We start from the raw sequence: 25,442 nt of genomic DNA on the forward strand, positions 1-25,442 counted from the left end.
AGCAGCCCGGCGCATTCAAACGCTCCTAGAACTGGATTCCCCGGGAGAGGGCACCGTCCGCCAGGACGTTCGCTCCGGTCATTCGGGAGGCGCGCGGACTGGAGACGAACAGAACGACGTCGGCCACCTCCTGCGCGCTGCCCATCCGGCCGGTGGGGTTCAGCGCCAGGGACGAGGCGAACATTTCCGGGCTGTTCTGTTCCATGCTCTGCCAGACGCCGCCGTCGTGATAGGTATTGCCCGGCGACACCGTGTTCGCGCGGATGCCGGTCCCGGCCAGCTGGAAGGCCAGCCCGGCCATATACGCGATCAGCGCGGACTTGACCGTGCCGTATGGACCGGAGGCGAAATCCACCTCCCGGCCGGAGACGCTGGAAATTGCCACCAGCGACGGCGACTCGCTGCGCCCAACATGCGGGATCGCCGTCTGCATCAGGCGCACGGTGCCCATCAGGTCCACCCGCAGGCAGGCCTCCCACGATTCGGCGCTGTCGTCTATGGCCAGGGCGCTGACGTTGCTGACCACCGCGTCCAGCCCGCCGAAGCGTCCGGCGACGGCATCCACCCAGGCAGCCACGGCGTCGCCGTCGCCCACATCCAGGACGGTGCCTTCCACCTTGATCCCGCTGCCGGCCAGCGCCGTTTCGGTGGCGGTGATTTCGGCCGCGTCCCGGGCGCAGAACGCAACGTTGGCCCCCTCCGCGGCGAACCCTTCCACGATGGCCCGCCCGATTCCGCGGGTTCCACCGGTGACCAGTGCCGTCTTGCCGTTCAACTGCAGATCCATGGTTCCTCCGGGGCGGGTTGTCGGGGTTTAGAGGAGTTCTTCGCTGCGCCGGCGCAGGTCGGCGTGCAGCCCGCCGTAGGCTGCGGCCTGCGGGAACAGGGCTTTGCGTGCTTTGACCACCACGGAGTAATTGGCGTCCACGGCATTGGCGATCGGTGCCTGCGCTGTCTGGGTGAGCAGCTGGTAGGCATCCATCTGGTGCAGGCCGAAAAGCTCACCGAACCAGCGGACCATCTCGAGCTGGCCGATGCGCCAGGAATCCTCCATAGGCCGGGAGGAGCCGACGGCCATCCATTCGGCATCGGTCTCAAGCCGTGGCCAGGCGGGGGCGCCGCCTTTGATCAGCTCCACCAGGATCGTGGAATGCATGGCCCCTTCGACGGCGGTGCCGCAGGCTTCGCCTTCGCCCTGGCGGTAGTGCCCGTCTCCGATGGAGAACAACGCACCCGGCTGGTTCACGCCGAGGTACACAGTGGTTCCGGCCTTCACCTCCGGGGCGTCCATGTTTCCGCCGAAGCGTTCGGGGACCAGAGAGGAGCGGACCTCCCCGCCGGGAGGGGCCACCCCGACCGTTCCCAGCATGGGTTCCAGCGGCAGGGCGACCTCAAAGTCCCCAAACCGGGCCTGGAACCCGACAGTCTGACGGAGCGAGTCCACGTGGTAGATCCAGGTGGTGTCGGGCAACGGATCCTGCAGGAAGGCGGTCCGGTCTGTGCTGGTGAGCCCACCAAAGAAGGGGATGGTGGCGGAGGCGCCGTAGTTTCGCGCCGGGGTCAGCTCCACGATGTGCAGGGCGAGTGTGTCGCCGGGTTCGGCGCCGTCGACGTAGAAGGGTCCGGTCTGCGGGTTTACGAAGTTGAGGTCGACCTTCTCGCTGGACAGGTCCTCGACCGTGGTCAGCGCGTTGTTGAACGCGTCCTCCGACCAGAGCTTCAAGGCGGTTCCCGGTCGAACTGTCATTACAGGCTCGGCCCCGCCGAAGGTGTACACCAGCTGGTCCGGGCGCGGGCGGTACTCAAGGATTTCCATGGGTCCGGATGCTATCGGAGGTTTCCGGTTCTGGATATACGCGGCATGGCACCTGCACCTGGCTGGGGGCCAGACCGAAACGCTGCCGGAAGGCACGAGCGAAAGTACCGGGATCCAGAAACCCCGAAGCAAAGCAGGCGCTCTGCACCGCATGGCCCTGTTCCAGCAGCGACTTCGCATGATTCAGACGGACGCGGCGGATTTCGGCGGCCGGCGACATCCCTGCCTCGGCAAAGACTGCCTGCACCGATCGGACCGATAGATGCGCCGATGCCGCAAGCTCCGCCGTCGTGAGTTCCGGATCCGGAAACCGGGATCCGATGGTGCGGTACATGGACTCGCGCAGTTCGGCGCGTGCCTGGACGGCCGGTAAGCGGGGACCGGAACCGCGCCGGCGCAGCTCCCGCACGATCTGTGCTTCTTCCCGGGACTGCGCAGTGAAGCTGAGGAGTATGCCGTGGCCAGAGCCGATGCTGCGCGTTGACCAGCGCACCGGACGAGTGTCTCCCGCCCGGGTAACGAACCATTCCGAGGCGGTGTCCGCTCCGGGGGAGCGGACAATCGGGCACTCATGCTCCGGGTAGGGGGAGCCATCCGGGCGGAGGCGGTGCAGCAGTTCGTGGCTTGGGCCGCCCACCACCTCGTCCTCGCCCCGGTACCCCAGGAAACCCATAGCCGCCTTGTTGGCCAGTGCTACGAGTCCCTGCTGATCGATGACCCAGAGCGGTAAGGGTGCTTCCCGGACAACTTGCGCCAGCAGATCCATATCGTGTTCACTCCTGCGTCAGCCGCTCAGAACCTCTGATAACGCCACCGTAAGGACCCCGGGCGTGGAATTGATTTCCCTGTTGTTTTGCGGAGGTAAAAGAGTGAGGTGGTTGCGCACTTCGCATGATGGCCTGCGCTTAAAGCCTGTGGGCGGCCTTTCAGGCGCACTTACTTTGGGGAAACGGCAAGTGCCTGCAGACCACTTACGAGGAGACACAAATGACGAATTGGAACACCAACCGCGAGCGGGCCACGCTCAAGGTGCGCACCGCCGTCGCCCGCTCGGATTCCTCCTGGGCGGGCGTGGCCGCGCAGCTTGACCGCCCGTTGCTGTGGACCATCGCGGCCCTCCTTGGCTCCCATCCCATGCCTGCAGAACTGGCTGAAAAGGCTGGAAGCCTCCTGGATCTGGATGAGGAAACCGTTCTTGCACTGCAGGAACAGCCGTACCGAACCATGGGGGAGGAGTTGAAGTCCGATCCCACAATTTACCGGTTCTACGAGCTGCTGGGTGTCTACGGGCCGGCGTTGAAGGAGGCCATTCATGAGGAATTCGGAGATGGAATCATGAGCGCGATCAACTGCAATGTGGAGCTGGACCGGCGCGAAGATCCCGAAGGTGACCGGGTGCGCGTGGTTATCGACGGCAAGTTCCTGAAGTACCAGTGGTAAGGGGCCGGCGATGAGTTATGTGATTCCCAAAGAGTTCGCGGTCCGCATGATCGACGCCGGCCAGGCGAAAGTTGCGCTGTCCACGCGCGATACCCTGATCCGCAGCTTCATGGCGGGTGCCATTCTGGCGCTCGCAGCGGCGTTTGCCGTCACGATCAGCACCCAGACCGGCTCGCCGCTGCTCGGTGCGGTCCTGTTTCCCGTCGGCTTCTGCATGCTGTACCTGCTCGGCTTCGACCTGCTGACCGGGGTTTTCACGCTGGTCCCGCTCGCCTGGCTGGACAAGCGCCCGGGCGTCACCGTGAAGTCGATGCTGCGGAACTGGGGACTGGTGTTCCTCGGCAACTTCGCCGGTGCCCTGACCACCGCCGTGCTGATGGCGATCGTCTGGACCTACGGCTTCTCTTCCGAGGTGAGTGAGGTGGGGAAGGCGATCGGGCAGATCGGTGAAGGACGCACCGTGGGCTACGCGGAGCACGGTGCCGCCGGCATGCTCACGCTTTTTGTCCGCGGCGTGCTGTGCAACTGGATGGTGTCCACCGGTGTTGTCGGCGCAATGATGTCAGACGGTCTGGCCGGCAAGGTCATCGCCATGTGGATGCCGATCATGCTCTTCTTCTACATGGGCTTTGAGCACTCGGTGGTCAACATGTTCCTGTTTCCCATCGGCCTGATGCTGGGCGGGGAGTTCACGCTGGTGGATTATCTGGTCTGGAACGAGATACCCACCGTGCTGGGCAACCTGGTGGGCGGGCTGACGTTCGTCGGTTTGATGATCTACGGCACCCACGCCCGGACCGCTCCGGCGCGGGAGATGGCGGTAAAGATCAAGGCGTAGGGGCTGCTCCCGCCTGGATATTCGGCAGGCCTCCCGCATGATGCGGGAGGCCTGCCGTCGTCGTTCGTTTCGATTAGGAAACGGGAGCCAGCTCCGGGTAGTCCGTGTAGCGAGGTCGAGCCCGAATAGGTGTTGCTAGGGCCCGATCGTCAGGTGTGGATGTCGCCGTCCGCCAGTTCAAACAGGGTGACCGAAGGCGTCCGTCCAACCACCTTAGGAGTGCTCGTTCGCAAGCTTCCCCAAGACGTGAGGTTGTTCGAGGCTGGCTTCGCTTGTTTCGGCATCGCGCGGCCGGCGGAAGCCGACGACCGTCAGGTAGATCCCCAGCGAGGCCTCCCAGATGATCTCCGGCAGCGTGGCCAGGGCCGAGGGAACCGAGCTCTGTCCATAGGCCCCGAAGAGCACGGCAATGCCGGACAGTGACATTAGGGGGCCGCCAATCAGGCCGAACAGCGCCATCGGCCGCGGCACCAGGTGCGAGCGGTACATCAGGAATCCGAGCAGCAATCCGTTGCCGATGCCGACCACAAAGCCCGGGCCCAGCAGGAACGTCCAGCCGTGCACCGCCACCAGGGCCCGGGCAACGGGCAGGTACTCTGCGGCGTCGTCGCCGGCGGTCTGCCGCAGCGTCACCACAGCGAGGATGCTCAGAATGCCGACGGCAATGAACGTGCACTCCACAATCCGGGCTGCGAAGTAGCCAACCGCCGCCGTCTCGCTGTGCTTGCGCAGCACGGGAAAGAGTACGACGGCGGTGCCGATGTTCGTGATGATCAGTACCAGTTCGCAGACCGCACCGAGAAGGATGCGGGTGTCCGCGCCGGGACCGGTCATGTAGTCCGGGTCGGTGAGCAGCGGTGCGTAGAGTGCGGCCCCGGTGATGGCCGAGACGAAGGTCAGAAGGAAAAGAACCCCGGCGGTCCGGGTGGTTCGGGTGGAGGCTTGCACGGTGTTCCCATCGCCAAAGGTGTACGAAGTACACCGCATGGGATGAACTTAGGTGTATGACGTACACTCTGTCAAGCATCAATTCCCAGGAAGGTGGGCCTCGTTGGTACAGGTACCCAAGGACCGGCAGGAGCCGTCCGTGTCCCGACCGCGCCTGAACCGGGAAACCGTGCTCCGCGCCGGCGTCGAACTGGCCGACCAGGTGGGGATCGAGGGTTTCACCATGCGCACCCTCTCCCAGGAGCTCGGTGTGGTCCCCATGGCGCTGTACAAGCACGTGGCCAATAAGCAGGAACTGCTCGAGGGAATGGTGGATCTCGTCTGGAGAGAGGTCACGGAGCCGGACGCCGGGCGCGGCTGGAAGCAGGGAGTGCGTGATCGGGCCGCCTCTCTCCGGGCCGCACTGGTCCGGCACCGCTGGGCAGTGGGCCTCATGGAGGCAGCAGGCCGCCCGGGCCCGGAGAGCCTGCGGCAGCACAACGCGCTGCTGGGATGCCTGCGCCAGAGCGGGTTTTCGTTCCGCACCACCGTCCACGTCATGAGCATGCTGGATGCCTATGTGTACGGCTTCGCCCTGCAGCAGAAAACGCTCTCCTTCGAGAGTCCGGAGGAATCGGCCGAGGCAGCCGCAGCAACACACGATGCCGAATCCGCGGAGACAGCGGCCCGCTATCCGTACCTGCTCGAAGTGGTGGCCGAGCTGGCAAAGGATGGCTATGACTTCGACACCGAATTCACCGTCGGGCTCGATGTCCTCTTGGACGGCGTTGAGACTCTGAGGGGTTCCTGGCGCAGCGCTTAGGTTTGCCGGGACTTCGGGATGGTCGGCGGACTGGCGATGACCCTTATCACGGCACTCGGCATCACTTTTGGGTTCAGCATGCCGGTCAGCAAGAAAATGAAGGGGATTAAGACATTCGGTATGGACCCCGGCAAGGTCCGCAGCGCTATCGGGGCACGCCAGTCGACTTGGGTGATTCCTAATCCTTGTTTAGGAGAGAATGATCCAGCGGTTAGCGATTCAGTACTTTCTTTTCGACACAGGAGCAAAACGATGGATGACGAGATCCAGCTGATCAATGACGGCGATGGTCTTGCGGTCATCGGTGACCCAAACGCCGTCGAGCGTTTCCTGTCGTCTGAGAGGCTGAAATCGAAGGACCTTGGCTTGCACCGGCTCGGCTCCTCCCTCAATAAGGCCGCTGGCGCGGTCGAGGCAAGTTCCCAGCTAGCCGCCAACTCCGGGCGCTGGGTGCAGCTGACGGAGGAATCTGCACAGGCCATAAAGAAATATGGCCTGATGAAGAACTCTAAAACGGGTCTCAGCATGGGGGTCGTCCAGGCAAAGGGCCAGGGCGGCGGCATCAAAGCAATCGTCCAGTTCAGCAGCGGGAACGCATCCAAGCTGGCCAACCCCGCACTGTTGGCCGGAGCAGCGGGAATCATGGCACAGGTAGCAATGCAGCAGACCATGGATGAAATCACCGACTATCTCGCTGCGATCGACGAGAAGGTCGACGACATTCTCCGAGCCCAAAAAGACGCAGTGCTTGCGGACATGCTGGGGGTGGACTTTGTCATCGAGGAGGCGCTGACCGTCCGTGGGGAAGTGGGCAAGGTATCCGAGGTGACATGGTCCAAGGTGCAGGCGACATCAGGCACGATTGGCCGGACGCAGGCGTACGCACTGCGCCAGCTTGAAGCTCTGGCGGAGAAGCTTGAGGGCAAAACAGCGGTCGGGGACCTCGCCAAGGCAACAAAGGAAGCCGAGGCGAAAGTGCGCGAGTGGCTCGCTGTCCTGGCCCGCTGCTTCCAGCTCCAGGATGCCCTCAACATTCTTGAACTGGACCGTGTTCTTGAGGCGGCGCCGGAGGACCTTGACCAGCACCGTCTCGGTCTAAAGACCGCTCGAAGGCACCGGACGGAACATATAGCGCGGACCACGGGACGGCTGATGGTCCGCCTGGATGCCGCTGCCGGTACGGCCAACTCGAAGGTCCTGTTGAACCCCGCCGCGTCTCGTTCCGTCGTGAAATCCAGCAACGTAGCAGCCGCCGGCATTGCTGATTTTCAGGAACTGCTTGGCATCGACACCGGACGGGAGGCGTTGGAGGCCAGGCTTTGGGTTGAGGCCGCTGTAGACGTCAAAGATCGAGTTGTGGTGGCGGGGGCCTACGGCGTGGACGCGGCCAAGCGGCTCAGTGCGGAAGGTGCTGACGCCGCCAAACGTCTGCGGGCTGAGACCATGGGCAAGGCCAAAGCGGCATCGGGAAAGGTTGCATCCCGACTCGCTCAGCAATCTTCTCGCTGGCGGCGTGACGCCGACTAGCTCTCCCGGATCCGGAACCTGGCCGCCAGCCATGACCGCCCCGCCCCGCACGCATTACTTCGTGGGCCAGAGAATGAAATCGTCACAGACCGCCCGCACTGGCTCCGGACCTGCAGCGTCCAGGGCAGAGCGCACCATGTGGAGGTGTTCGACTGTCATTTCGAGAGGAGGCTCATCGGGTTGGTAGGTCGTGCGTATGGGGTAATCCACGCCGGGGGTGCTGGTCATCTCAATGTGACACCCAAGGACGTAGGTCACCGGGTGCGAGCGGCAGAATTCAATGAGGAGATCAATGCTCCGGGAAAAGGCCAACCAGTCACTGATATACAGCCGGCCCCGGTACACCGTGTCACCTGTAAAAAGGATCCCGGTCCACGGATCGTAGAACGTGACAGCGGCAGCGTCATGACCAGGCGTGGCAAGAATGTCGAGGGTCCGCCCGCCAAGGTCCAGCTGTGTTTTGCCCGAGGTGTCGGATAACCCGAGAAAATGCCACGCTGATAGCTTGTCCGCCGGTACGAGGGTCGTATGGGCGCGGTCGAAGAACTGGGCGTCACCGGCTGTGTGGTCGCCGTGTGAGTGTGTATGCAGGATCAACAGTTCGTAGCGGCGATCGACGTCGGGATGGCGGCTCATCCACGAATCGATGAGGCCGTCGACGACTGTACGCAGCGGGAAGTGCTGTTGAGACACGGTGGCGCCGGTGTCGAGCAGCATCACACGCTCGCTACCGAAGAGGAGGAACAAAAAGGGGGCCTCATAATTGATTGCCTTGTTCTGCCGAAGAACAACAGTGTCAGCGTCATACCAGTAGACCTGCACATTCGGGTCAACATTCTGTTTGGAGGACTCCGAACCATGGATCCACTGCGTAGGCAAAGGTTTCACCACTGGCCCGGTGGCATGCAGGATTTCCATCGACATCAGCACTCCTCGTTATGGGACACAATGCGCCCCTAGAGTGTCCAGCCTAATTGCCTGACTCCATGACGATGGATCACGACGGCTCGAGCGGCAGGATATAGGAATGCCTCTTGATAATTTTTCACATGCAGGGCTCTTCCTGGCTCAGAACCACGACACGCGTAGTTGCGGTTCCTAGACGCGGCCGGAGATGCTGCTCTCCACAGGAATGGTGGGCCGGAGCATGTCACGGGGCCCTGTTCCTCCTGCTTAGCCCCGCGATCATGGACCTTGACCGGCACGATCTGCACGCGCGGCTTCCAAGTCATACGCAGCCTGCCCGGTGCTGGTCTGAGGGAGTCTTCCGAAGCCGGGAGAGCTGGCTAGGGCATTATGGAGCCATGACTACCAATCTCGGTGACCTGCACTGGCCCGTCACCACCGAGCGCCTTAGCATCCGTCCCGCCGTCGCCGACGATCTGCCGGATGTGTTTGCATACCGCCGGCAGCCCGAGGTTGCGCAGTGGCTGACAGCCCAGCCCGCGGACATGGATGCCTTCGTAGAGCGGCTCCGGCAGCCGGAACAGCTGGCCGCCATCTTTGTCGTGGAACAGGACGGAACCCTGGTCGGCGACCTCTACCTAGGCCTCCGGGACGCATGGGCGCAGAAGGAGATAGAGGAACTCGCGTTGGGCACACAGGCCGAAATCGGCTACGTCATCGCACCCGAGTACGCCGGCCGCGGGTATGCGAGCGAAGCCGTGGCTGAACTGGTGCGCATCTGTTTCGAGGAACTGGGCCTGCGCCGGGTCGTGGCGGAGTGTTTTGCGGACAACACCGCATCCTGGCGGGTCATGGAAAAAGCGGGCATGCGGTGCGAAGGGCGGTCCCGCCAGGCATCCCTGCACCGCTCGGGCCGGTGGCTCGACGACCTGCGCTACGCGCTCCTCTCCGACGAATGGCGCGCCGCGCGGGCCGGTGGAAGCGTCCCGGAGTCCCGGGAGATTCAGCGCAGTTCGTAGGCGCGGACGAACGCGTGCACGCCGTTTATTATGGTCCGACGCACACGGGCCGAATCAACGGTGAACGGATTGGGTTGCTCGTTGGAAGCCAGCAGGATGGTGAGGGCGAAGAGGTGGTCGGCTGCGAGCCGGGGATCGTCGACCTCCAGCAGACCCAGCTCAGAGAAGTGTGCGATCCGTTCCGCGAAAGCAACCTCCACTGCGGCGGTCGCGAAGTCGTCCTCCGAGGCCGGGTCCTGCCAGCGGCGCTGCGTCCGGGTCCCGAGAGCCTGCGGCAGCACAACATCAAGAGCAACCGAGGTACGAAAGCTGACATAGGCGCTGTTATCGGCGTGGAACCATAGGATCAGGGCCGTTATTCTTAGTTGGTTTCTGTCGTGCCTCAACCACATCATCGAAATCATCAGGTGGACGGGGACTCATCTGACAGTCCTTCATCCTTAACGATGGCCTCATCCTTCACGAAGTGCGATGGTCCGTACAGTGATAGGGCCCAGCGTCCTGGTTCCCAGTCGGATATGGTCTGTCCTGCATCGTCAATGCGGACCCAGCGCAGATCGGTCCGGTAAGTAATTCCGTTGACCCGCAACTCGACGTCGGTAAGTACAACGGCCGCGGCAGTGTGTCGCACATGCAAAATCGTCCAGGTGGACAGTTGGAAAGTGCTGTAGAGGTCTTTCGCTTGGACAGCACGTTTCCCAATCGATGACCGAGTACCGCCCAGTTCCATGAAATGTTTGCCGAGCAATCCCCATTGCCGCTTCTGCCACCTCTCAAGAAAATCTACACAAACTTGTGTGATCTCTTGTGAATCCTCTGAGCCGGGAGAGTATTCGTAGGGTTGCCACTGTTCGAGCCGGGCCTTCTGTTCCTGGACGCTATTCCACTGACCCAAAGATTCCTTCAGCGAGGGATTAGGAGCGACGGGCTTCATCTGGAGCTTACGAGCATCAGCCCAATCCGCAACGGCAAAGAGTCGATTCCAAGCCTTAGTGGCGACGATAGCGTTGTCGAAATTGACCAATGTGCCGTGCACGATGCCGTTGCGGAACAACTCGGTCACCTCGGTGGTTCTGGTTTGGTAGAAACCCTTGATGAACGTTTGGTGGGCATGGCCTAGTCCGAGGTGGTGCCCGGCAACGCTGTCCCACGCAACCATGTCTTGGGATGAACGGGCATGAAGCCCTTGACGGGCGCTAGCCTCTAGATCGTTCACGAATCCGTCCATGACGGACAGCAACACGAGGATGGTGCTGTAGTAGCGGCCGGCTTCGTAGTCGGAGAGGGCCTTTTGGAGTAAATCCATACGAGGGCGCATTGCGTCGAAGCGATAAAGGCGGCGAAGAGAGAAAGCGATTCGATCGTCCACCTTGTAGTAGTCGATTAGTCGCTTCTCGGCAGTCCCAGCATCGTGAGTATCGATGACCTCAGTGATATCGGCTAGATTCAAGTCGCCTGTGAATACCCAGTTCCGCTCTCCAAGAAGGACATAAAACCGGTCTACGGTTTCGGTGATGCGCTGGTGTTCCTTTTTCAGCTCCTTCAGGAGCTCCTTTTGATGCTTGGGCAGTAGGAAGCCGAGCAGCTTGAATGCTGCCATCTGCTGTTCCATCTCCCTGACGGAGGGAAGGTCGCGTGCTGAACCGTAAGGAGTCACTTGAGGTATATCCGCCATACCTATGACCGTAGTCGTGTCAATGATCAAACTCCATGTTGTCTTGGAACCCATGGGTTGCGAGACGCAGCGAACGAGACAACTGCAATGATGAAGCCTTTCAGGCGCTGAGTGTCCTGCAGCTGTGTATCGGAACCTCGCAATCAGCTTCTGGCGCGATCGTGGGATGCAAGATACTTTTGGTTCGGTGGTACGGCAACGGTGGGTGTGTTCCGGTGCGCCGCGCCGACAGAGCGCCACCGAGCCTGGCAGCCCTCCTTGACGTGACCGGGACCACATGGCACTCTGGATGATATACGATTTCGTACTTCATTCAGGAGAGACATGGGCAACGACGCCACCACGGACACGCTGAAGCAGGCCGGCAAGGTCATCGCCGTCCACATCAACTACCCCTCACGGGCAGCAGAACGCGGACGCACCCCGGAACAGCCCTCCTACTTCCTGAAGCCCGGCTCCTCGCTGGCACTGACCGGCGGCACCGTGGAGCGCCCGGCGGGTTGCGAACTGCTCGGCTTCGAAGGCGAAATCGCCCTCATCATCGGCAAGACCGCACGCCGCGTGAGCATCGACGAGGCCTGGAGCTACGTCGGGGGAGTGACCGCCAGCAACGACCTGGGCGTGTACGACCTGCGCTGGGCAGACAAAGGCTCCAACCTCCGCTCCAAGGGCGGTGACGGCTTCACCCCCGTCGGCCCCGCCATCATGGACGCCGCAGACGTCGACCCCGCCGCACTGCGCCTCCGCACCTGGGTCAACGGCAGCCTCGCCCAGGACGACACCACCGCAGACCTGCTCTTCCCCTTCGCCCAGCTGGTGGCCGACCTCTCCCAGCTGCTCACGCTGGAACCGGGCGACATGATCCTCACCGGAACCCCCGCCGGCGCCTCCGTAGCTGTCCCCGGCGATGTCCTGGAAATTGAAGTGGACGTCCCCGCCACCGGAGCAACCACCGGCCGCCTCACCACCACCGTCACCGAGGGTACGACGGCGCTGGCCACCTTCGGCGCGCAGCCCAAGATCGACGACAAGCAGCGCGAAGAAGCCTGGGGCTCCGCCGAAAAGGCAGGCCTCAAGCCCAAAGAAGAAAAGAAAACCCTCACCCCCGAGCTCAAGGCCAAACTCGAATCCGTCGCCACCGCCACCCTCTCCTCGCAGATGCGCGCCCGCGGCCTGAACAACGTCTCCATCGACGGACTCAGCGGCACCAAGACCGGCCGCAAGGTGGTCGGCACCGCCCGCACCCTGCGCTTTGTCCCCAACCGCGAGGACCTCTTCAAGACCCACGGCGGCGGCTACAACGCGCAGAAACGCGCCATCGACTCCGTCGGTGAGGGCGAAATCCTGGTCATGGAAGCCCGCGGCGAAAAGGGCACCGGCACCCTGGGCGACATCCTCGCCCTGCGCGCCAAGCACAACGGCGCCGCAGCCATCATCACTGACGGCGGCGTCCGCGATTACTCCACCGTGGCCGGCATCGACCTGCCCGTCTACTGCGCCAACCCGCACCCCGCCGTCCTCGGCCGCAAGCACGTCCCCTGGGACACCGACCTCACCATCGCCTGCGGCGGCGCCACCGTGCAGCCCGGGGACATTATTGTGGCCGACGACGACGGCATCCTGGTCATCCCGCCGGCCATCGCCGAGGAACTGGTGGAGGCCTGCATCGTCCAGGAACACCAGGAAGAGTTCATCGCCGAAATGGTCAAGGCAGGCCACAGCGTCGACGGGCTCTACCCGATGAACTCGGCCTGGAAGGAAAAGTACGAGGCCTGGGCGGCGGAACAGGCGTGAGCACCGCCGACAGCAGCACCGCCACCGGCTCCAAGTCGGAGCAGGCGTATGCCCAGCTGAAGGACCGGATCCTGTCCGGAGGAATGACTCCGGGCTACCGGCTGGTCCTCAGCAGCATCGCCAATGACATGGGCTTCAGCGTGGTCCCGGTCCGGGAAGCCATCCGCCGCCTCGAAGCGGAAGGACTCGTCCACTTTGAGCGCAACGTCGGCGCCACCGTGGCCGGCATCGATCCGGACCTGTACCTGCACACCATGCAGACCCTCAGCATCATTGAGGGTGCCGCCACCGCGCTGGCCGCCCCGAGCATCAGCACCGAAGACCTGGCAAAGGCCCGGGACCTGAACCGGCAGATGCGCGCCGTCCTCGACGCCTTCGACCCGGTCCGCTTCACCCAGCTCAACACCGAGTTCCACGCCCTGCTCTACGGTCCCTGCCCCAACCCGCACATCCTGGACCTGGTCCACCGCGGCTGGAACCGGCTGAACCGGATGCGCACCTCCACTTTCCGGTACGTGCCGGACCGGTCGCACGCCTCGGTGGAGGAACACGATCACCTCCTGGACCTGATCGAGGCCGGCGCCCCGGCGTCCGACGTCGAGCACGCCGCCCGCGCGCACCGCACCAACACGCTCAACGCCTTCCTGGCGCAGGCCCACCAGCCGCCGTCGCCCATCTGACAGCCCGTCCGACAGAACCAACTGACTTGTAACGACTGAGAACACAGAACGCAGAAAGAGGACCACCCCATGGCCGAACACTTTGTTCCCGAGAACCTTCCCACCCACATCCAGCACTTCATCAACGGCAAGTTCGTCGACTCCGCCAACGGCGCCACCTTCGACGTGCTGGATCCGGTCACCAACAAGACGTACGCCACCGCCGCCGCAGGCCAGAAGGAAGACATCGACGCCGCCGTCGCTGCCGCCCGCGACGCCTTCGTCAACGGCCCGTGGCCGAAAATGAAGCCGCGCGAACGCGCCCGCATCCTCAACAAGATCGCCGACGCCGTGGAAGCCCAGGAAGGCCGCCTGGCCGAAATGGAAACCTTCGACACCGGCCTGCCCATCACCCAGGCCAAGGGCCAGGCCCTGCGCGCCGCGGAGAACTTCCGCTTCTTCGCAGACCTGATCGTCGCCCAGTTCGACGACGCCATGAAGGTTCCCGGCGCCCAGATCAACTACGTGAACCGCAAGCCGATCGGCGTGGCCGGTCTCATCACCCCGTGGAACACCCCGTTCATGCTCGAGTCCTGGAAGCTCGCCCCGGCCCTGGCCACCGGCAACACCGTGGTGCTCAAGCCGGCCGAGTTCACCCCGCTCTCCGCCTCCCTCTGGGCGGATATTTTCACCGAAGCCGGCGTTCCGGCAGGCGTGTTCAACCTGGTCAACGGTCTGGGCGAGGAGGCCGGCGACGCACTGGTGAAGCACCCGGACGTGCCGCTGATCTCCTTCACCGGCGAGACCACCACCGGCAAGACGATCTTCCGCAACGCCGCGGAGAACCTCAAGGGCATGTCCATGGAGCTCGGCGGCAAGAGCCCCTGCGTCATCTTCGCCGATGCTGACCTGGATGCCGCCCTCGATTCCGCACTGTTCGGCGTCTTCTCCCTCAACGGCGAACGCTGCACCGCCGGCTCCCGCATCCTGGTGGAACGCCCGGTCTACGACGAGTTTTGCGAGCGGTTCGCCGCCCGCGCCAAGACCATCGTCGTCGGCGACCCGCACGACCCCAAGACCCAGGTGGGCGCTCTGGTGCACCCGGAGCACTTCAAGAAGGTTGCCTCCTACGTGGAGATCGGCAAGACCGAAGGCCGCCTGCTCGCCGGCGGCGGACGCCCCGAAGGCCTGGAAGAGGGCAACTACATTGCCCCCACGGTCTTCGCCGACGTCGCCCCTGACGCGCGGATCTTCCAAGAGGAAATCTTCGGCCCCGTCGTCGCCATCACCCCCTTCGACACTGAAGCCGAAGCCCTGGAACTGGCCAACAACACCAAGTACGGCCTGGCCGCCTACATCTGGACGTCAGACCTCACCCGCGCGCACAACTTCGCGCAGAACACCGAAGCCGGCATGGTGTGGCTGAACAGCCACAACGTCCGCGACCTGCGCACCCCGTTCGGCGGCGTGAAGTCCTCCGGCCTGGGCCACGAGGGCGGCTACCGCTCCATCGACTTCTACACCGACCAGCAGGCCGTGCACATCACCCTGGGCAAGGTCCACACCCCCAAGTTCGGGACCGACGACGCCGCCGCGGTTGCCGGCTAAGCGCCCCGGACACTTCCACTTCGTTTGCAAAGGAGCAACACCATGAGCATTTCAATCCACAACCCGAATCCGATTCCGACGCCGAGCATCCAGCCGCCGGACATCATCCGCTGCGCCTACATGGAGCTCATCGTCACCGACCTGGCGAAGTCCCGCCAGTTCTACGTGGACGTCCTCGGCCTGCACGTCACCGAAGAAGATGACGAGGCCATCTACCTGCGCTCCCTGGAGGAGTTCATCCACCACAATCTGGTGCTGCGCAAGGGACCCGTTGCCGCCGTCGCGTCCTTCGCCTACCGCGTGCGCACTCCCGAAGACGTGGACGTGGCCGAGGCCTACTACAAGGAAATGGGCTGCCGCACCGAACGCCGGGCGGAGGGCTTCACCAAGGGTGTGGGCGACTCGGTCCGCGTGGAGGATCCGCTGGGTTTCCCGTACGAGTTCTTCTACACCGTGGACCATGTGGAGCGCCTCACGCAGCGCTACGACCTCTACTCCGCCGGCGAGCTGGTGCGCCTGGACCACTTCAACCAGGTCACCCCCGACGTTCCCCGCGGCCGCGCCTACCTGGAGGACCTGGGCTTCCGCGTCTCCGAGGACATCAAGGATTCCGACGGCGTCACCTACGCCGCCTGGATGCACCGCAAGGACACCGTCCATGACACCGCCCTGACCGGCGGTGACGGCCCGCGCATGCACCACGTTGCCTTCGCCACCCACGAGAAGCACAACATCATCCAGATCTGCGACAAGATGGGCGCCCTGCGCATCTCCGACCGGATTGAGCGCGGCCCCGGCCGGCACGGCGTCTCCAACGCCTTCTACCTCTACATCCTGGATCCGGACGACCACCGCATCGAGATCTACACGCAGGACTACTACACCGGCGACCCGGACAACCCCACCATCACCTGGGACGTCCACGACAACCAGCGCCGCGATTGGTGGGGCAACCCCGTGGTCCCGTCCTGGTACACCGAGGCCTCCCTGGTCCTGGACCTGGACGGCAATCCGCAGCCGCTGGTGGCCCGCACGGATTCCTCCGAAATGGAGGTGACCGTCGGTGCGGACGGCTTCTCCTACACCCGCGGCGACGAGACCGATTACAAGGTCGGCTCCCAGCTCTAAGCAGGTTCGATCCGAACAGAAAGCAGTGCGGTGCTAGATAAATCAACTCTCCAGGCGGTGGCCGACGAGCTGCTCGAGGCCAAGCGGACCCGAACCCCGGTGCCGCTGCTGACCGCCCGCTATCCCGATATGACCATCGAGGATTCCTACGCGGTGCAGAACCTCTGGGCGGACCGGCTGCTGGCCTCCGGCCGCCGGCTGGCCGGGCACAAGATCGGCCTGACCTCCAAGGCCATGCAGGCCGCCACCGGGATTACGGAACCGGACTACGGCATCATCCTCGATGACATGGTGCTGGAAAACGGCGTCACCCTTGACTGGGATTCCTACACGCATCCCCGGATCGAGGTGGAGCTGGCCTTTGTGCTGGGCAAGCCGCTGGCCGGCCCGCACTGCACAATCTTCGACGTCCTGGACGCCACGGACTACGTGGTGCCGGCGCTGGAGATCCTGGACTCCCGGATCGAGATGGAGGGCCGGAGCATCGTGGACACCATCGCGGACAACGCCGCGATGGGCGCCATGGTGGTGGGCGGCAATCCGGTGAAGGCCGCCGACGTCGACCTCCGCTGGGTCTCGGCCCTGCTCTACCGCAACCAGGGGATCGAGGAAACCGGCGTTGCCGCCGGGGTGCTGAACCACCCCGCCGCCGGCGTGTACTGGCTGGCCAACAAGCTGGCCGCGCACAACACGTCGCTGCAGGCCGGGGAAATCATCCTCGCCGGATCGTTCACCCGGCCCATGTGGGTCTACAAGGGCGACACCGTGTACGCCGACTACGGACCGTTGGGAACCATCACATGCCGCTTCGAGTAACCCCAGAGGAAACCTTCGCCGCCCGGATCGCCGTCCGCGGCCGGCAGACCGGCATGTGGGTCTGTTCCGGCAGCCCGCTGGTCGCCGAGATCTGTGCCGGCTCCGGACTGGACTGGCTGCTGTTTGACGCCGAGCACAGCCCCAACGGGCTGGAATCCCTGCTCGCCCAGCTGCAGGCCGTGCACGGTTACCCGGTGGCCCCGGTGGTGCGTCCGCCGTCGGGCGATCCGGTGCTGCTCAAGCAGTACCTGGACCTGGGCGCGCAGAACCTGCTGATTCCCATGGTGGACACCCCGGAACAGGCCGCGGACCTGGTCCGCGCCGTCCGGTATCCGCCGCAGGGCATCCGCGGGGTGGGCAGTGCCCTGGCCCGCGCGTCGCGCTGGAACCGGATTGACGGCTACCTGCAGAATGCCGCGGACACACTCACGCTGCTGGTGCAGATCGAAACCGTTACGGCCGTGGACAACGTGGCGGCCATTGCCGCCGTCGACGGCGTGGACGGGCTGTTCATCGGCCCGTCCGACCTCGCCGCATCCATGGGACTGCTGGGCCAGCAGGACCACCCGGACGTGGTGGCCGCCGTCGAGCACTGCATCCGCGAGATCAAGGCCGCCGGCAAACCGGTGGGCGTGAACGCGTTCGCCGAGGCCACCGCCCGGCGGTACATCGCCGCCGGCGTCGACTTTCTCCTGGTGGGCGCCGACGTCGCACTCCTGGCCCGGGGGAGCGAGACCCTGGCCGCCACCTATATTTCCGCCGCGGACGACGACGCCCGCGCGAGTTACTGACAAGGATTTCCATGGCTGCACTTTCCGGCACCGCCGCCGGTCCCCGTTCCACCCCTCGCTCCACGGCCAAGGACACCCGCAAGGTGGCCGTGGCCACCCTGATCGGCACCACCGTTGAGTGGTACGACTTCTTCATCTACGCCACCGCCGCCGGCCTGGTGTTCTCCGAACTGTTCTTCAAGCCCGCGGGCAGCGAATTCGCCACCCTGGTCACGTTCGCCTCGGTTGGCCTGAGCTTCCTGTTCCGCCCGCTCGGTGCGTTCCTGGCCGGGCACTACGGTGACAAGATCGGCCGTAAGGCCCTGCTGGTGCTGACCCTGCTGCTGATGGGCGGGGCCACCACGCTGATCGGCGTGCTGCCCACCCACGCCACCGCCGGCATCTGGGCACCGATCCTGCTGGTGCTGCTGCGCATCATTCAGGGCATCTCCGCCGGCGGTGAATGGGGCGGCGCGGTGCTCATGTCCGTGGAACACGCCCCGCGCAACCGCCGCGGAGTGTTTGGTTCCTTCCCGCAGCTGGGAGTGCCGCTGGGCATGCTGCTGGCCTCCGGCGTCACGGCGCTGATGACCGGCGTGATCTCCCCGGGCGACGAGTTTGTCGAATGGGGTTGGCGTCTGCCGTTCCTGCTGAGCATCGTGCTGATTGTGGTCGGCTTCCTGGTGCGCAGGTCGGTGAGCGAAAGCCCGGTCTTCGAGGAAATTGCTGAAAAGAAAAAGCAGACCCAGATGCCGATTGTGGAACTGATGAAGAACCACTGGAAGCTGGTGATCCTGGCCGCGCTGGTCTTTGCGGGCAACAGCGCCGCGGGGTACATGACCACCGGCGGGTTCATCCTGAACTACTCCACCAATCCGGACGGACCGGTGGCCCTGGACCGCACGGACGTGCTGCTGGCCGTTTCCGGCTCCGCCGCCCTCTGGTTCGCGTTCACCCTGATCAGCGGTTTCATGGCGGACCGGATCGGCCGGAAGAAGACCTACCTGATCGGCTTCGCGTGCCTGGCCCTGACCGTCTTCCCGCTGTTCTGGCTGATCAACACCGGTGATATCTGGATTCTGTTCCTGGGCATGGCCCTGTTCACGGTGGGCCTGGGCCTGACCTACGGCCCGCAGGCCGCCTGGTACAGCGAGATTTTCCCGGCCTCCATCCGCTTCTCCGGCGTCTCGGTCTCCTACGCGCTGGGTGCGATCATCGGCGGGGCTTTCGCCCCCACCATCGCGCAGGCGCTGGTCAAGGCCACGGGCTCGACGACGGCGGTCTCCGCCTATCTGCTGGTCATGATTGTGCTGGCGGCGGCAGCCACCATGATGCTGCGCGACCGGCCCGGCATCGACCTGTCCATTCGGAACCAGGCGGAGCAGGAAGTCGGGGCCACCATCTTCGACAAGCGCCGCGGTGTATCCACGGATGACGTGGCCGGGAATGACGCAGGACCCGGCAGCGCTGATGCGAAGGCCGGCGCCGGCACGCGCCGTTAGGTTCGTCAGGCTGTAAAGGCCCGGCAGGCGGGGGTTCCATATCCTCGTCCTGCCGGGCCTTTCGCGTTGCGCCGGGCCTAGGATGGGCGCATGCGCCAAGACCCGGCTTCATGGACTCCCGTGCTTACCGGCCGGCTGCTGCTCCGCCGGCTAGAACAGGCGGACCACGAATCCGCGATTCGGATCCATACCGATCCCCGGACCACCCGGTATAACGCCGCCGCTCCCAGCGTGGAGAAAGCCGAGAAGCTTCTGGAGTTTTTCCACGCGCACTGGCACCGGGAAGGATTCGGCTACTGGGCAGTGGCGGAGCGGGAGCAGCCGGACACGGTCATCGGCTTCACCGGACTGCACCGTGCCGTGGTCGCCGGCCGGACGGTGCTGAACCTGTACTACCGCTATGATCCCGTCGTCTGGCGCCGCGGTTACGCCACCGAGGGGGCGGTGGAAGCGGTGCGCCGGGGCCGGGCGCTGATGCCGGAGCTTCCGGTGCTGGCCAGCGTTTCCGACCGGAACCTTCCGTCACAGCGGACCGCGCTGGCGGCAGGCCTGCAGCGGAACCCCGCGCTGGACCGGCAGATCGGACGGACGGCGGATATCTACTTCACCCTCGGCTGGCCGGCCCCGGCACGGTAGAAGAGCCCCGGAGCAGCCCCAAACCGTTGACCGGGGCTGATGTGCTGCCGGACAGTTGAGCCATGCCTTTCAACGCCGCACCGCTGTGGGACGCGCTGGCCGGAACCGTCAGCTCGGGCAAATATCCGGGCCTGGTCGCGGGGGTGCGGATCAACGGCGAGACCGAAGTCTTCGCCACCGGTTTCCTGGGCATCGGGTCCACGGCGCCCATGGCTGAGGACACTCCGTTCCGCATCGCGTCGCTGAGCAAGCCGATGGGCGGAGCGCTGGCCCTGAGCCTGGTGGCGGACGGGAAGCTGGGACTGGACGACGACGTCGACCGCTGGCTTCCGGCGCTGGCGGCACCGCGCGTGCTGGCCACCCCGGATGCACCGCTGTCAGTGACCGTTCCGGCACGCGGTCCGATCACCGTCCGGCACCTGCTCACCTTTACCGCGGGACTTGGCATCGACTTCGGGCCAACCCCATATGCGGCGGCGACGCGGGAGCTTTTATGGGGTCCGAATCCGCCGGACCTGCCGCCGGAGGAGTATCTCTCGCGGCTCGGGGAGCTGCCCCTGGCGCATCAGCCCGGGGAGCGGTGGATGTACCACGCCAGCGCCGACGTCCTCTCGGTCCTGCTCCCGGCCGTCGGGCTTGCTCCGCTCGGCCAGCTGTTCGAGGAGCGGATCAGCGGGCCGCTGGGGCTAACCGGTACCGGTTTCCCCACCGGCCGCGAGGAGTTTCCGGTCCAGTATGAAGCGGCCGACAGCGGACTGCGCGAAGCCGTGTCCTACCGGGACGCCCTGTCCGCGCCTCCGGTGTTCGAGTCCCTGGCCGGCGGACTGGTGTCCACCGTCCCGGATTACCTCACCTTCCTGTCCGCGCTGGCCGACGACGAACTGCTTCCGGGCGCGCTCCGCGAGATGATGACCAGCGACCAGCTCACCGGACCGCAGCGTGCCGGGATGATGGAGATGGCCGGCCCCGACGAATCCTGGGGCTTCATGACGGCGGTGCAGGTCGGCGTCGGCGAGCCGTGGTCCGAACCCGGCATGTGGGGCTGGTCCGGGGGCTCCGGGGTCTGCGCAGCGGTGTATCCGAACGGTGACATGGGTGTGGTCTTCACCCAGCGCTTCCTGAACGGACCGCGGGACAACTTCGATTTCTTCTGGGAACCCTTCGGCGCGCTCCGGGACAGCGCCCGGCCGTGAAGTCCGGCGCCGCCCGGACCGGTATCCCATCCGGTGGCGGCACCGGCGCCTGAGGCGTTGAACCTGTTGCCGGTCCCGGCGATTTGCTAGCGTCTTGCCGCAGGGATTCGGCACCGCGTGCGGCGGAACAGAGATGAAGGCAGAGCCATGGTCACTGTAAAAAACCTTGATGGGGAAGCCTTATGGGCGTTGGCCCACAGCGAGCGGGCAGCACTTGCGGAGGATCTCGCCGGTCTCACGGAGGACCAATGGCAGCACCGCAGTTTGTGCGGAGACTGGTCGGTTGAGCAGGTCCTGGCCCACCTGACGGCGGCAGCCAGCCTCAATCAGCGGCAGTGGCTGCGGAGCATGGCGGCGTCACGGTTCCGTCCGGAGGTCCACAACCAGCGCAGGCTCGCGCAGCATCTGGGAGCCGACCCCCAGGAAACCCTCCAGCGCTTCCGGGCAATCATCAGCAGCACCACCGCACCGTCCGCCCACACGGCCGCGTATCTGGGAGAAGTAGTGGTCCATGCCCAGGACATCCGCCAGCCCCTGGGCCTGCTCCGGCCGCCGGGCCTTGAAGCACTCGCGGCCGTGGCGGCGTTCTTCGTGACCCGGGACTTCACGGTTCCCAGCCGGACCTACTCCACGGGGCTCCAGCTGAGGGCCACTGACGGTTCCTTCACCGCGGGCTACGGGCTGCTGGTCACCGGGCCGCTGCTTGCCCTGGTCATGAGCATTGCCGGCCGTGCCGCATATCTGGATGACCTCGGCGGGCCCGGTGCCCCAACCCTGCGGGCACGCGTTCAGCGTGCCGGCTCCGGATCCGTTGCCCAGTAGCCCAGGGCGACCACGGGAAGGATGACACCGAGACTGGTGAACAGCTCCAGGGCGGCCGGACCATGGCCGCTGACCTCGCCGGTGAGCGTCATGGTGATGGTGATGGAGGAGAGCATGAACACCAGCACCAGCACTGCCGCCAGAGCGGTGCCCGCTGCCCGCAGGCCGGCCCGCCGTCGTCGTACCGAGACCCACAGGGCCGGCAGAATCAGCGCAATCCACACCCAGTGATGGAACCAGGAGATCGGCGAGATGGCCAGCATGACCACCGCGTTGGCGCTGATCGCGGCGATGATGTCTCCGCGGCCGTCAGCACGGCGGATGGCCAGGTAGCCCAGGACGACGACGGCGGCGGAGGCCAGGAGCCACAGCGGGCGCTGCAGGGACTCGGGGGTGCCCAGATGCGCGATCAGCGAGTTGAGCGACACGTTGTACATGTCGGTGGTATCGCCCACCCGGCTGGAATCGGACAGCGCATCGAACCAGAACGTGCGGGACTGGGCGGGGGAGGCAAGCCAGCCCACGGCCACAGTGGCAGCGAAGGTTGCCCCCAGGGTGAGGATGGCGCGCCAGTCGCGGCGCACCAGGAAAATCAGGCCGAACGCCAGCGGAGTGAGCTTGATGCCGGCAGCCAGTCCGATCAGCATGCCGCGGGGCACCCGTCCGGCGGGACGGACCAGATCCGCCACGATTAGCAGCATGAGCATCGGATTGATCTGACCGAAACCCAGTCCTTCACGCCACGGCCCCAGCAGGCCGATGAACAGGGTGGCCAGGACCACCACTCCGGCGGGACCGCCGAGCGCGCTCTGCAGGCGCGCGGGAACGGCGTCCTCGTGCCGGAGGTAGCGGGACACCAGAAACGCTGTTGCCACCAGGCAGGCGCAGGAAGTGGCAGTCAGCAGTACCAGTCCGGTGGCCTCGGGGAGGAAGGCAAACGGGGCCAGCAGGAGCGCCGCGAACGGCGGATAGGTGAACGGCAGGCCGCGGGTGTCGGTCTCGACCAGGGCCGGGTCATACAGCTGGTGTTCGCTCTTCCCCAGAAACGCCAGCGCACCCTCGCGGTACACGGTGAAATCCAGCCCGTGGATCTGGGCTCCGAATACCACCAGCACCAGGGCTGCGGGTATGCCAAGGATGAGCCAGAGAAGCGTGCTGCGGGTCCGCGTGCCGTCAGCCGACGTCGATAATGCCATGCCTGCCAGTCTAGTTGGGCTTCCGGACGGGAACCGACTGGGCCCGGGCGGCAGTGCCGTCCGCTGGGGCGTCGTCCTGCTGCTGTCCCAAGGCGCGCAGCGCGGAGCGGCTGAGGCAGAATGCAGCGATTCCTGCCGTCGCCGCGCCGCAGCAGGCAATCGTGGGAACCGGCCCCGCGGCATCACTGATCCAGCCGAGCAGGTTGTTGGCCAGGAGCAGAGGGATCATCTGGGCCAGCACGGCTGCCGACTGGACCCGTCCCACATGGGTCTGCGGAACGAGGGTGAGCATCAGCGGAGCAACCTTGCCGCTGAACACTCCGGTTCCCAAACCGGCGACGGCGGCCAGCGCACCGCACAGCCACGGGTTCGGCACCCATGCGAGGCCCGTCGTCGCCGCACCGCAGAGTGCCAGCCCCGCCACCGGCGTCACCCGGACGAGCGCCCGGCGGCCCCTGGCGACGATGAGCAGCACCACCGCCGCCATGCCCGCTGCGTAACATCCTGCGACTGTTCCTGTTGCAGCAGCGTCCCAGCCTCTGCTTCGTCCCAGAAGCGGCACAAGCAGCGTGGTCAGCGGCAGCACCAAGCCGGACACAGCGGCCAGCAAACCCAGAACCGCCCGGATCTGCACCAGTTTCCAGGCCACTCTGAGCCCGTCCGCAGCTTCGCGCAGCATGGAGCGGTGCACTCCGGATGAGCCCCCGTCCGGACCAGGTGCCGGCGTCCGGGCAGCGGCAACAGTGCGCCGCAGGCACAGAAGGACTATGAACATCAGCAGGTAGCCGACGGCGGCCGCGGCAGCGCTTCCGCCCAGCGTCAGCCACACGACGACGACACCCCCGGCTGCCGGCCCCGCAGCCGCGGTCAGCTGGATCAGCGCCTGGCGTGCCGCCGTCGCCCGCAGCAAAGCGGGCCCGGGTGTCAGCAGCCGGGGAAAGGTTCCGGAGGCCGGCCGGTAGAAAGCATCCGCCGTGCCGAGGATGGCCGCGGCGGACAGCAAAAGCCACAGCGGCGTTCCCAGGGTGAAGGCAAGCACTGCTGCCAGGACTGACACCAGGAACATGATGCCGTCCGTAACAACCATGAGCTTCCACGGGCCTGCCCGGTCTGCGGCCACCCCGCCGTGCAGTGCCAGCAGGACCCGCGGCAGGGCCGTGGCCGTCAGGACCAGCCCGGCGGCGGATCCGCCGAGGTCCGATGCCGTCCAGCTCAGTCCGAAGGAGAGGATCTGGGTTCCCAGCAGGGTCCAGACCGTGCCGAAAAGCCACCAGGAGTAGGACGCCGGCAAGCGCTCTGCCTCGGCACCGGGATGGATGGAATCGGGTCCGGGCAAGGGGGCTCCTGACTGATCTGTATTTCCGGATCACTGGGTGATCCATCAGAGTAGGCCGCTGAACCGCGGATGTCACCCCTAAAATTCGTCAGCAGGCTTAGTGTTGTATCCGACGTTGCAGGCGGGGAAGAGCTCCGCGGACGCGGGGAAGGGAACGGCATGAGCGAGGAACGCCGCAGGGAAATTGGGGAATCAGAAGCTCCCGTCGAGGACGAGCTGCAGGAGTCCTTTGAAAACACGATCACCGAAGGAGCGGAGCGGCTGCACCGCACCTTCCGCACCGTTCTCGTCACCGGATTCTTCGGAGGACTTGAGGTGGGGCTGGGAGTCATGGCCTATCTGGCGGTGATGCACCAGACGGGAGATCATCTGTTGGCCGGAATCGCCTTCAGTGTCGGCCTCATTGCGCTGTTCCTGGCGCACAGCGAGCTCTTCACCGAGAACTTCCTGATGCCGGTGGCCGCCGTGGTGGCCAAGGAAGCCAGCGTGGGTCAGCTGCTCAAGCTCTGGGGTGGAACCCTGCTGGCCAACCTGGCCGGCGGCTGGATCATCATGTGGATTGTCATGCAGGCCTTTCCGCAGTGGGAACCCACAATTGCCGAATCGGCCCGGCATTTCACGGACGCACCGTTCTCCCTGCAGACCGTTGCACTCGCCGTTCTGGGCGGCAGCACCATCACCCTGATGAGCCGCATGCAGCAGGGCACGTCCTCGGACCCGGCAAAGATCGTCGCCACCGTGATTGGCGGGTTCCTTCTGGCCGGGCTCCAGATGTTCCACTCCATCCTGGACTCGCTGCTCATCTTCGGAGCCATCCAGTCCGGTGCCGGCATCACCTACCTCGACTGGCTCGCCTGGTTCGGCTACACGCTGCTCTTCAACATGGTGGGTGGTCTGGTGCTGGTGACGGCCCTGCGTCTGGTGCGGACCAAGGAACTGCTCAAGCAGCGCCGGGCGGAAGCTCCGGCCAATCCCAACGCCGCCCGCGGCGAGGGCTAGGCAGAGACCGGG

Annotated in this window: 25 protein-coding genes; 16 read left to right on the forward strand and 9 right to left on the reverse strand. The window is 65.0% G+C overall.

The annotated features are described in order from the left end of the window. Nucleotides 1-25: 25 nt before the first annotated feature. Genes AC4D2Q_RS09755 through AC4D2Q_RS09765 form a run of 3 tightly spaced genes read right to left on the reverse strand, consistent with a single transcriptional unit; the run spans nucleotide 26 to nucleotide 2,582 of the window. A complete protein-coding gene (locus tag AC4D2Q_RS09755) occupies nucleotides 26-787 on the reverse strand; it encodes an SDR family NAD(P)-dependent oxidoreductase (protein ID WP_490925271.1) in 762 nt (253 codons plus the stop codon). A gap of 27 nt (nucleotides 788-814) precedes the next feature. Beyond that, nucleotides 815-1,816, reverse strand: coding sequence for an acetamidase/formamidase family protein (locus tag AC4D2Q_RS09760; protein WP_490946269.1), 1,002 nt, complete (start codon nucleotides 1,814-1,816; stop codon nucleotides 815-817). Continuing rightward, complete coding sequence (locus AC4D2Q_RS09765; protein ID WP_490946270.1) at nucleotides 1,803-2,582, reverse strand: helix-turn-helix transcriptional regulator; 780 nt, start codon at nucleotides 2,580-2,582, stop codon at nucleotides 1,803-1,805. Before AC4D2Q_RS09765 ends, AC4D2Q_RS09760 begins: the two co-directional genes overlap by 14 nt. Nucleotides 2,583-2,803: 221 nt before the next feature. On the opposite strand from AC4D2Q_RS09765, the gene cynS reads away from it, so the two are divergent. Both cynS and AC4D2Q_RS09775 read left to right on the forward strand, forming a co-directional pair. Then, entirely contained in the window at nucleotides 2,804-3,256 is a 453-nt protein-coding gene (gene cynS / locus AC4D2Q_RS09770; protein WP_490946271.1) for a cyanase, read from the forward strand. A gap of 10 nt (nucleotides 3,257-3,266) precedes the next feature. Further along, nucleotides 3,267-4,094: a formate/nitrite transporter family protein gene (locus tag AC4D2Q_RS09775; RefSeq protein ID WP_490946272.1), complete on the forward strand. Its 828-nt coding sequence runs from the start codon at nucleotides 3,267-3,269 to the stop codon at nucleotides 4,092-4,094. 213 nt (nucleotides 4,095-4,307) lie between these two features. On the opposite strand, the gene AC4D2Q_RS09780 is transcribed toward AC4D2Q_RS09775, so the two are convergent. Then, nucleotides 4,308-5,081 carry a DUF4386 domain-containing protein gene (locus AC4D2Q_RS09780; RefSeq protein WP_490946273.1) on the reverse strand — a complete coding sequence of 258 codons (774 nt, stop codon included), beginning with the start codon at nucleotides 5,079-5,081 and terminating at the stop codon, nucleotides 4,308-4,310. Nucleotides 5,082-5,181: 100 nt separating this feature from the next. Between AC4D2Q_RS09780 and AC4D2Q_RS09785 the strand changes: the two genes are divergently transcribed. Beyond that, entirely contained in the window at nucleotides 5,182-5,844 is a 663-nt protein-coding gene (locus AC4D2Q_RS09785; RefSeq protein WP_490946274.1) for a TetR/AcrR family transcriptional regulator C-terminal domain-containing protein, read from the forward strand. Nucleotides 5,845-5,862: 18 nt separating this feature from the next. Further along, on the forward strand, nucleotides 5,863-7,371 hold the full coding sequence (locus AC4D2Q_RS09790) for a hypothetical protein (RefSeq protein WP_490946275.1): 1,509 nt from the start codon (nucleotides 5,863-5,865) through the stop codon (nucleotides 7,369-7,371). Nucleotides 7,372-7,425: 54 nt separating this feature from the next. Here AC4D2Q_RS09790 and AC4D2Q_RS09795 read toward each other — a convergent pair whose 3' ends face one another. Then, nucleotides 7,426-8,295, reverse strand: a complete 870-nt coding sequence (locus tag AC4D2Q_RS09795; protein ID WP_490946276.1) for an MBL fold metallo-hydrolase — start codon at nucleotides 8,293-8,295, stop codon at nucleotides 7,426-7,428. Nucleotides 8,296-8,675: 380 nt separating this feature from the next. Between AC4D2Q_RS09795 and AC4D2Q_RS09800 the strand changes: the two genes are divergently transcribed. Next, on the forward strand, nucleotides 8,676-9,296 hold the full coding sequence (locus AC4D2Q_RS09800) for a GNAT family N-acetyltransferase (RefSeq protein ID WP_490946277.1): 621 nt from the start codon (nucleotides 8,676-8,678) through the stop codon (nucleotides 9,294-9,296). Here AC4D2Q_RS09800 and AC4D2Q_RS09805 read toward each other — a convergent pair. Both AC4D2Q_RS09805 and AC4D2Q_RS09810 read right to left on the reverse strand, forming a co-directional pair. After that, nucleotides 9,281-9,577 (reverse strand): TetR/AcrR family transcriptional regulator C-terminal domain-containing protein, encoded by a 297-nt coding sequence (locus AC4D2Q_RS09805; RefSeq protein ID WP_490946278.1) that lies wholly within the window; start codon nucleotides 9,575-9,577, stop codon nucleotides 9,281-9,283. The two genes, AC4D2Q_RS09800 and AC4D2Q_RS09805, sit on opposite strands and share 16 nt — an antisense overlap. A 122-nt stretch (nucleotides 9,578-9,699) precedes the next feature. After that, nucleotides 9,700-11,001, reverse strand: coding sequence for a hypothetical protein (locus AC4D2Q_RS09810; protein WP_490946279.1), 1,302 nt, complete (start codon nucleotides 10,999-11,001; stop codon nucleotides 9,700-9,702). Nucleotides 11,002-11,295: 294 nt separating this feature from the next. Here AC4D2Q_RS09810 and AC4D2Q_RS09815 point away from each other — a divergent pair, with 294 nt between their 5' ends. The 10 genes from AC4D2Q_RS09815 to AC4D2Q_RS09860 all read left to right on the forward strand — a co-directional run bounded on the left by AC4D2Q_RS09815 (nucleotide 11,296) and on the right by AC4D2Q_RS09860 (nucleotide 21,899). After that, on the forward strand, nucleotides 11,296-12,765 hold the full coding sequence (locus tag AC4D2Q_RS09815; RefSeq protein WP_490946280.1) for a fumarylacetoacetate hydrolase family protein: 1,470 nt from the start codon (nucleotides 11,296-11,298) through the stop codon (nucleotides 12,763-12,765). Further along, nucleotides 12,762-13,445, forward strand: coding sequence for a GntR family transcriptional regulator (locus tag AC4D2Q_RS09820; RefSeq protein WP_490946281.1), 684 nt, complete (start codon nucleotides 12,762-12,764; stop codon nucleotides 13,443-13,445). Before AC4D2Q_RS09815 ends, AC4D2Q_RS09820 begins: the two co-directional genes overlap by 4 nt. A gap of 69 nt (nucleotides 13,446-13,514) precedes the next feature. After that, nucleotides 13,515-15,032, forward strand: a complete 1,518-nt coding sequence (hpaE, locus tag AC4D2Q_RS09825; protein ID WP_490946282.1) for a 5-carboxymethyl-2-hydroxymuconate semialdehyde dehydrogenase — start codon at nucleotides 13,515-13,517, stop codon at nucleotides 15,030-15,032. A gap of 42 nt (nucleotides 15,033-15,074) precedes the next feature. Beyond that, nucleotides 15,075-16,160, forward strand: coding sequence for a 3,4-dihydroxyphenylacetate 2,3-dioxygenase (gene hpaD / locus AC4D2Q_RS09830; RefSeq protein WP_490925288.1), 1,086 nt, complete (start codon nucleotides 15,075-15,077; stop codon nucleotides 16,158-16,160). A gap of 30 nt (nucleotides 16,161-16,190) precedes the next feature. Beyond that, complete coding sequence (gene hpaH, locus AC4D2Q_RS09835; RefSeq protein WP_490946283.1) at nucleotides 16,191-16,976, forward strand: 2-oxo-hept-4-ene-1,7-dioate hydratase; 786 nt, start codon at nucleotides 16,191-16,193, stop codon at nucleotides 16,974-16,976. Beyond that, a complete protein-coding gene (locus AC4D2Q_RS09840; protein WP_490946284.1) occupies nucleotides 16,961-17,767 on the forward strand; it encodes an HpcH/HpaI aldolase family protein in 807 nt (268 codons plus the stop codon). The genes hpaH and AC4D2Q_RS09840 overlap by 16 nt, the downstream gene beginning before the upstream one ends. An 11-nt stretch (nucleotides 17,768-17,778) precedes the next feature. Beyond that, complete coding sequence (locus tag AC4D2Q_RS09845) at nucleotides 17,779-19,248, forward strand: MFS transporter (protein ID WP_490946285.1); 1,470 nt, start codon at nucleotides 17,779-17,781, stop codon at nucleotides 19,246-19,248. Nucleotides 19,249-19,338: 90 nt separating this feature from the next. Continuing rightward, nucleotides 19,339-19,884 carry a GNAT family N-acetyltransferase gene (locus tag AC4D2Q_RS09850; protein ID WP_490946286.1) on the forward strand — a complete coding sequence of 182 codons (546 nt, stop codon included), beginning with the start codon at nucleotides 19,339-19,341 and terminating at the stop codon, nucleotides 19,882-19,884. A gap of 62 nt (nucleotides 19,885-19,946) precedes the next feature. Continuing rightward, nucleotides 19,947-21,077: a serine hydrolase domain-containing protein gene (locus tag AC4D2Q_RS09855; RefSeq protein ID WP_490946287.1), complete on the forward strand. Its 1,131-nt coding sequence runs from the start codon at nucleotides 19,947-19,949 to the stop codon at nucleotides 21,075-21,077. Between the two features lie 147 nt (nucleotides 21,078-21,224). Next, nucleotides 21,225-21,899, forward strand: coding sequence for a maleylpyruvate isomerase family mycothiol-dependent enzyme (locus tag AC4D2Q_RS09860; protein WP_490946288.1), 675 nt, complete (start codon nucleotides 21,225-21,227; stop codon nucleotides 21,897-21,899). On the opposite strand, the gene AC4D2Q_RS09865 is transcribed toward AC4D2Q_RS09860, so the two are convergent. After that, on the reverse strand, nucleotides 21,866-23,095 hold the full coding sequence (locus tag AC4D2Q_RS09865; protein ID WP_490946289.1) for a glycosyltransferase 87 family protein: 1,230 nt from the start codon (nucleotides 23,093-23,095) through the stop codon (nucleotides 21,866-21,868). The two genes, AC4D2Q_RS09860 and AC4D2Q_RS09865, sit on opposite strands and share 34 nt — an antisense overlap. A 10-nt stretch (nucleotides 23,096-23,105) precedes the next feature. Then, complete coding sequence (locus AC4D2Q_RS09870; protein WP_490946290.1) at nucleotides 23,106-24,431, reverse strand: MFS transporter; 1,326 nt, start codon at nucleotides 24,429-24,431, stop codon at nucleotides 23,106-23,108. A gap of 159 nt (nucleotides 24,432-24,590) precedes the next feature. On the opposite strand from AC4D2Q_RS09870, the gene AC4D2Q_RS09875 reads away from it, so the two are divergent. Then, on the forward strand, nucleotides 24,591-25,430 hold the full coding sequence (locus AC4D2Q_RS09875) for a formate/nitrite transporter family protein (RefSeq protein ID WP_490946291.1): 840 nt from the start codon (nucleotides 24,591-24,593) through the stop codon (nucleotides 25,428-25,430). Nucleotides 25,431-25,442: the final 12 nt, after the last annotated feature.

The organism is Arthrobacter sp. TJ-178, from assembly GCF_058269275.1.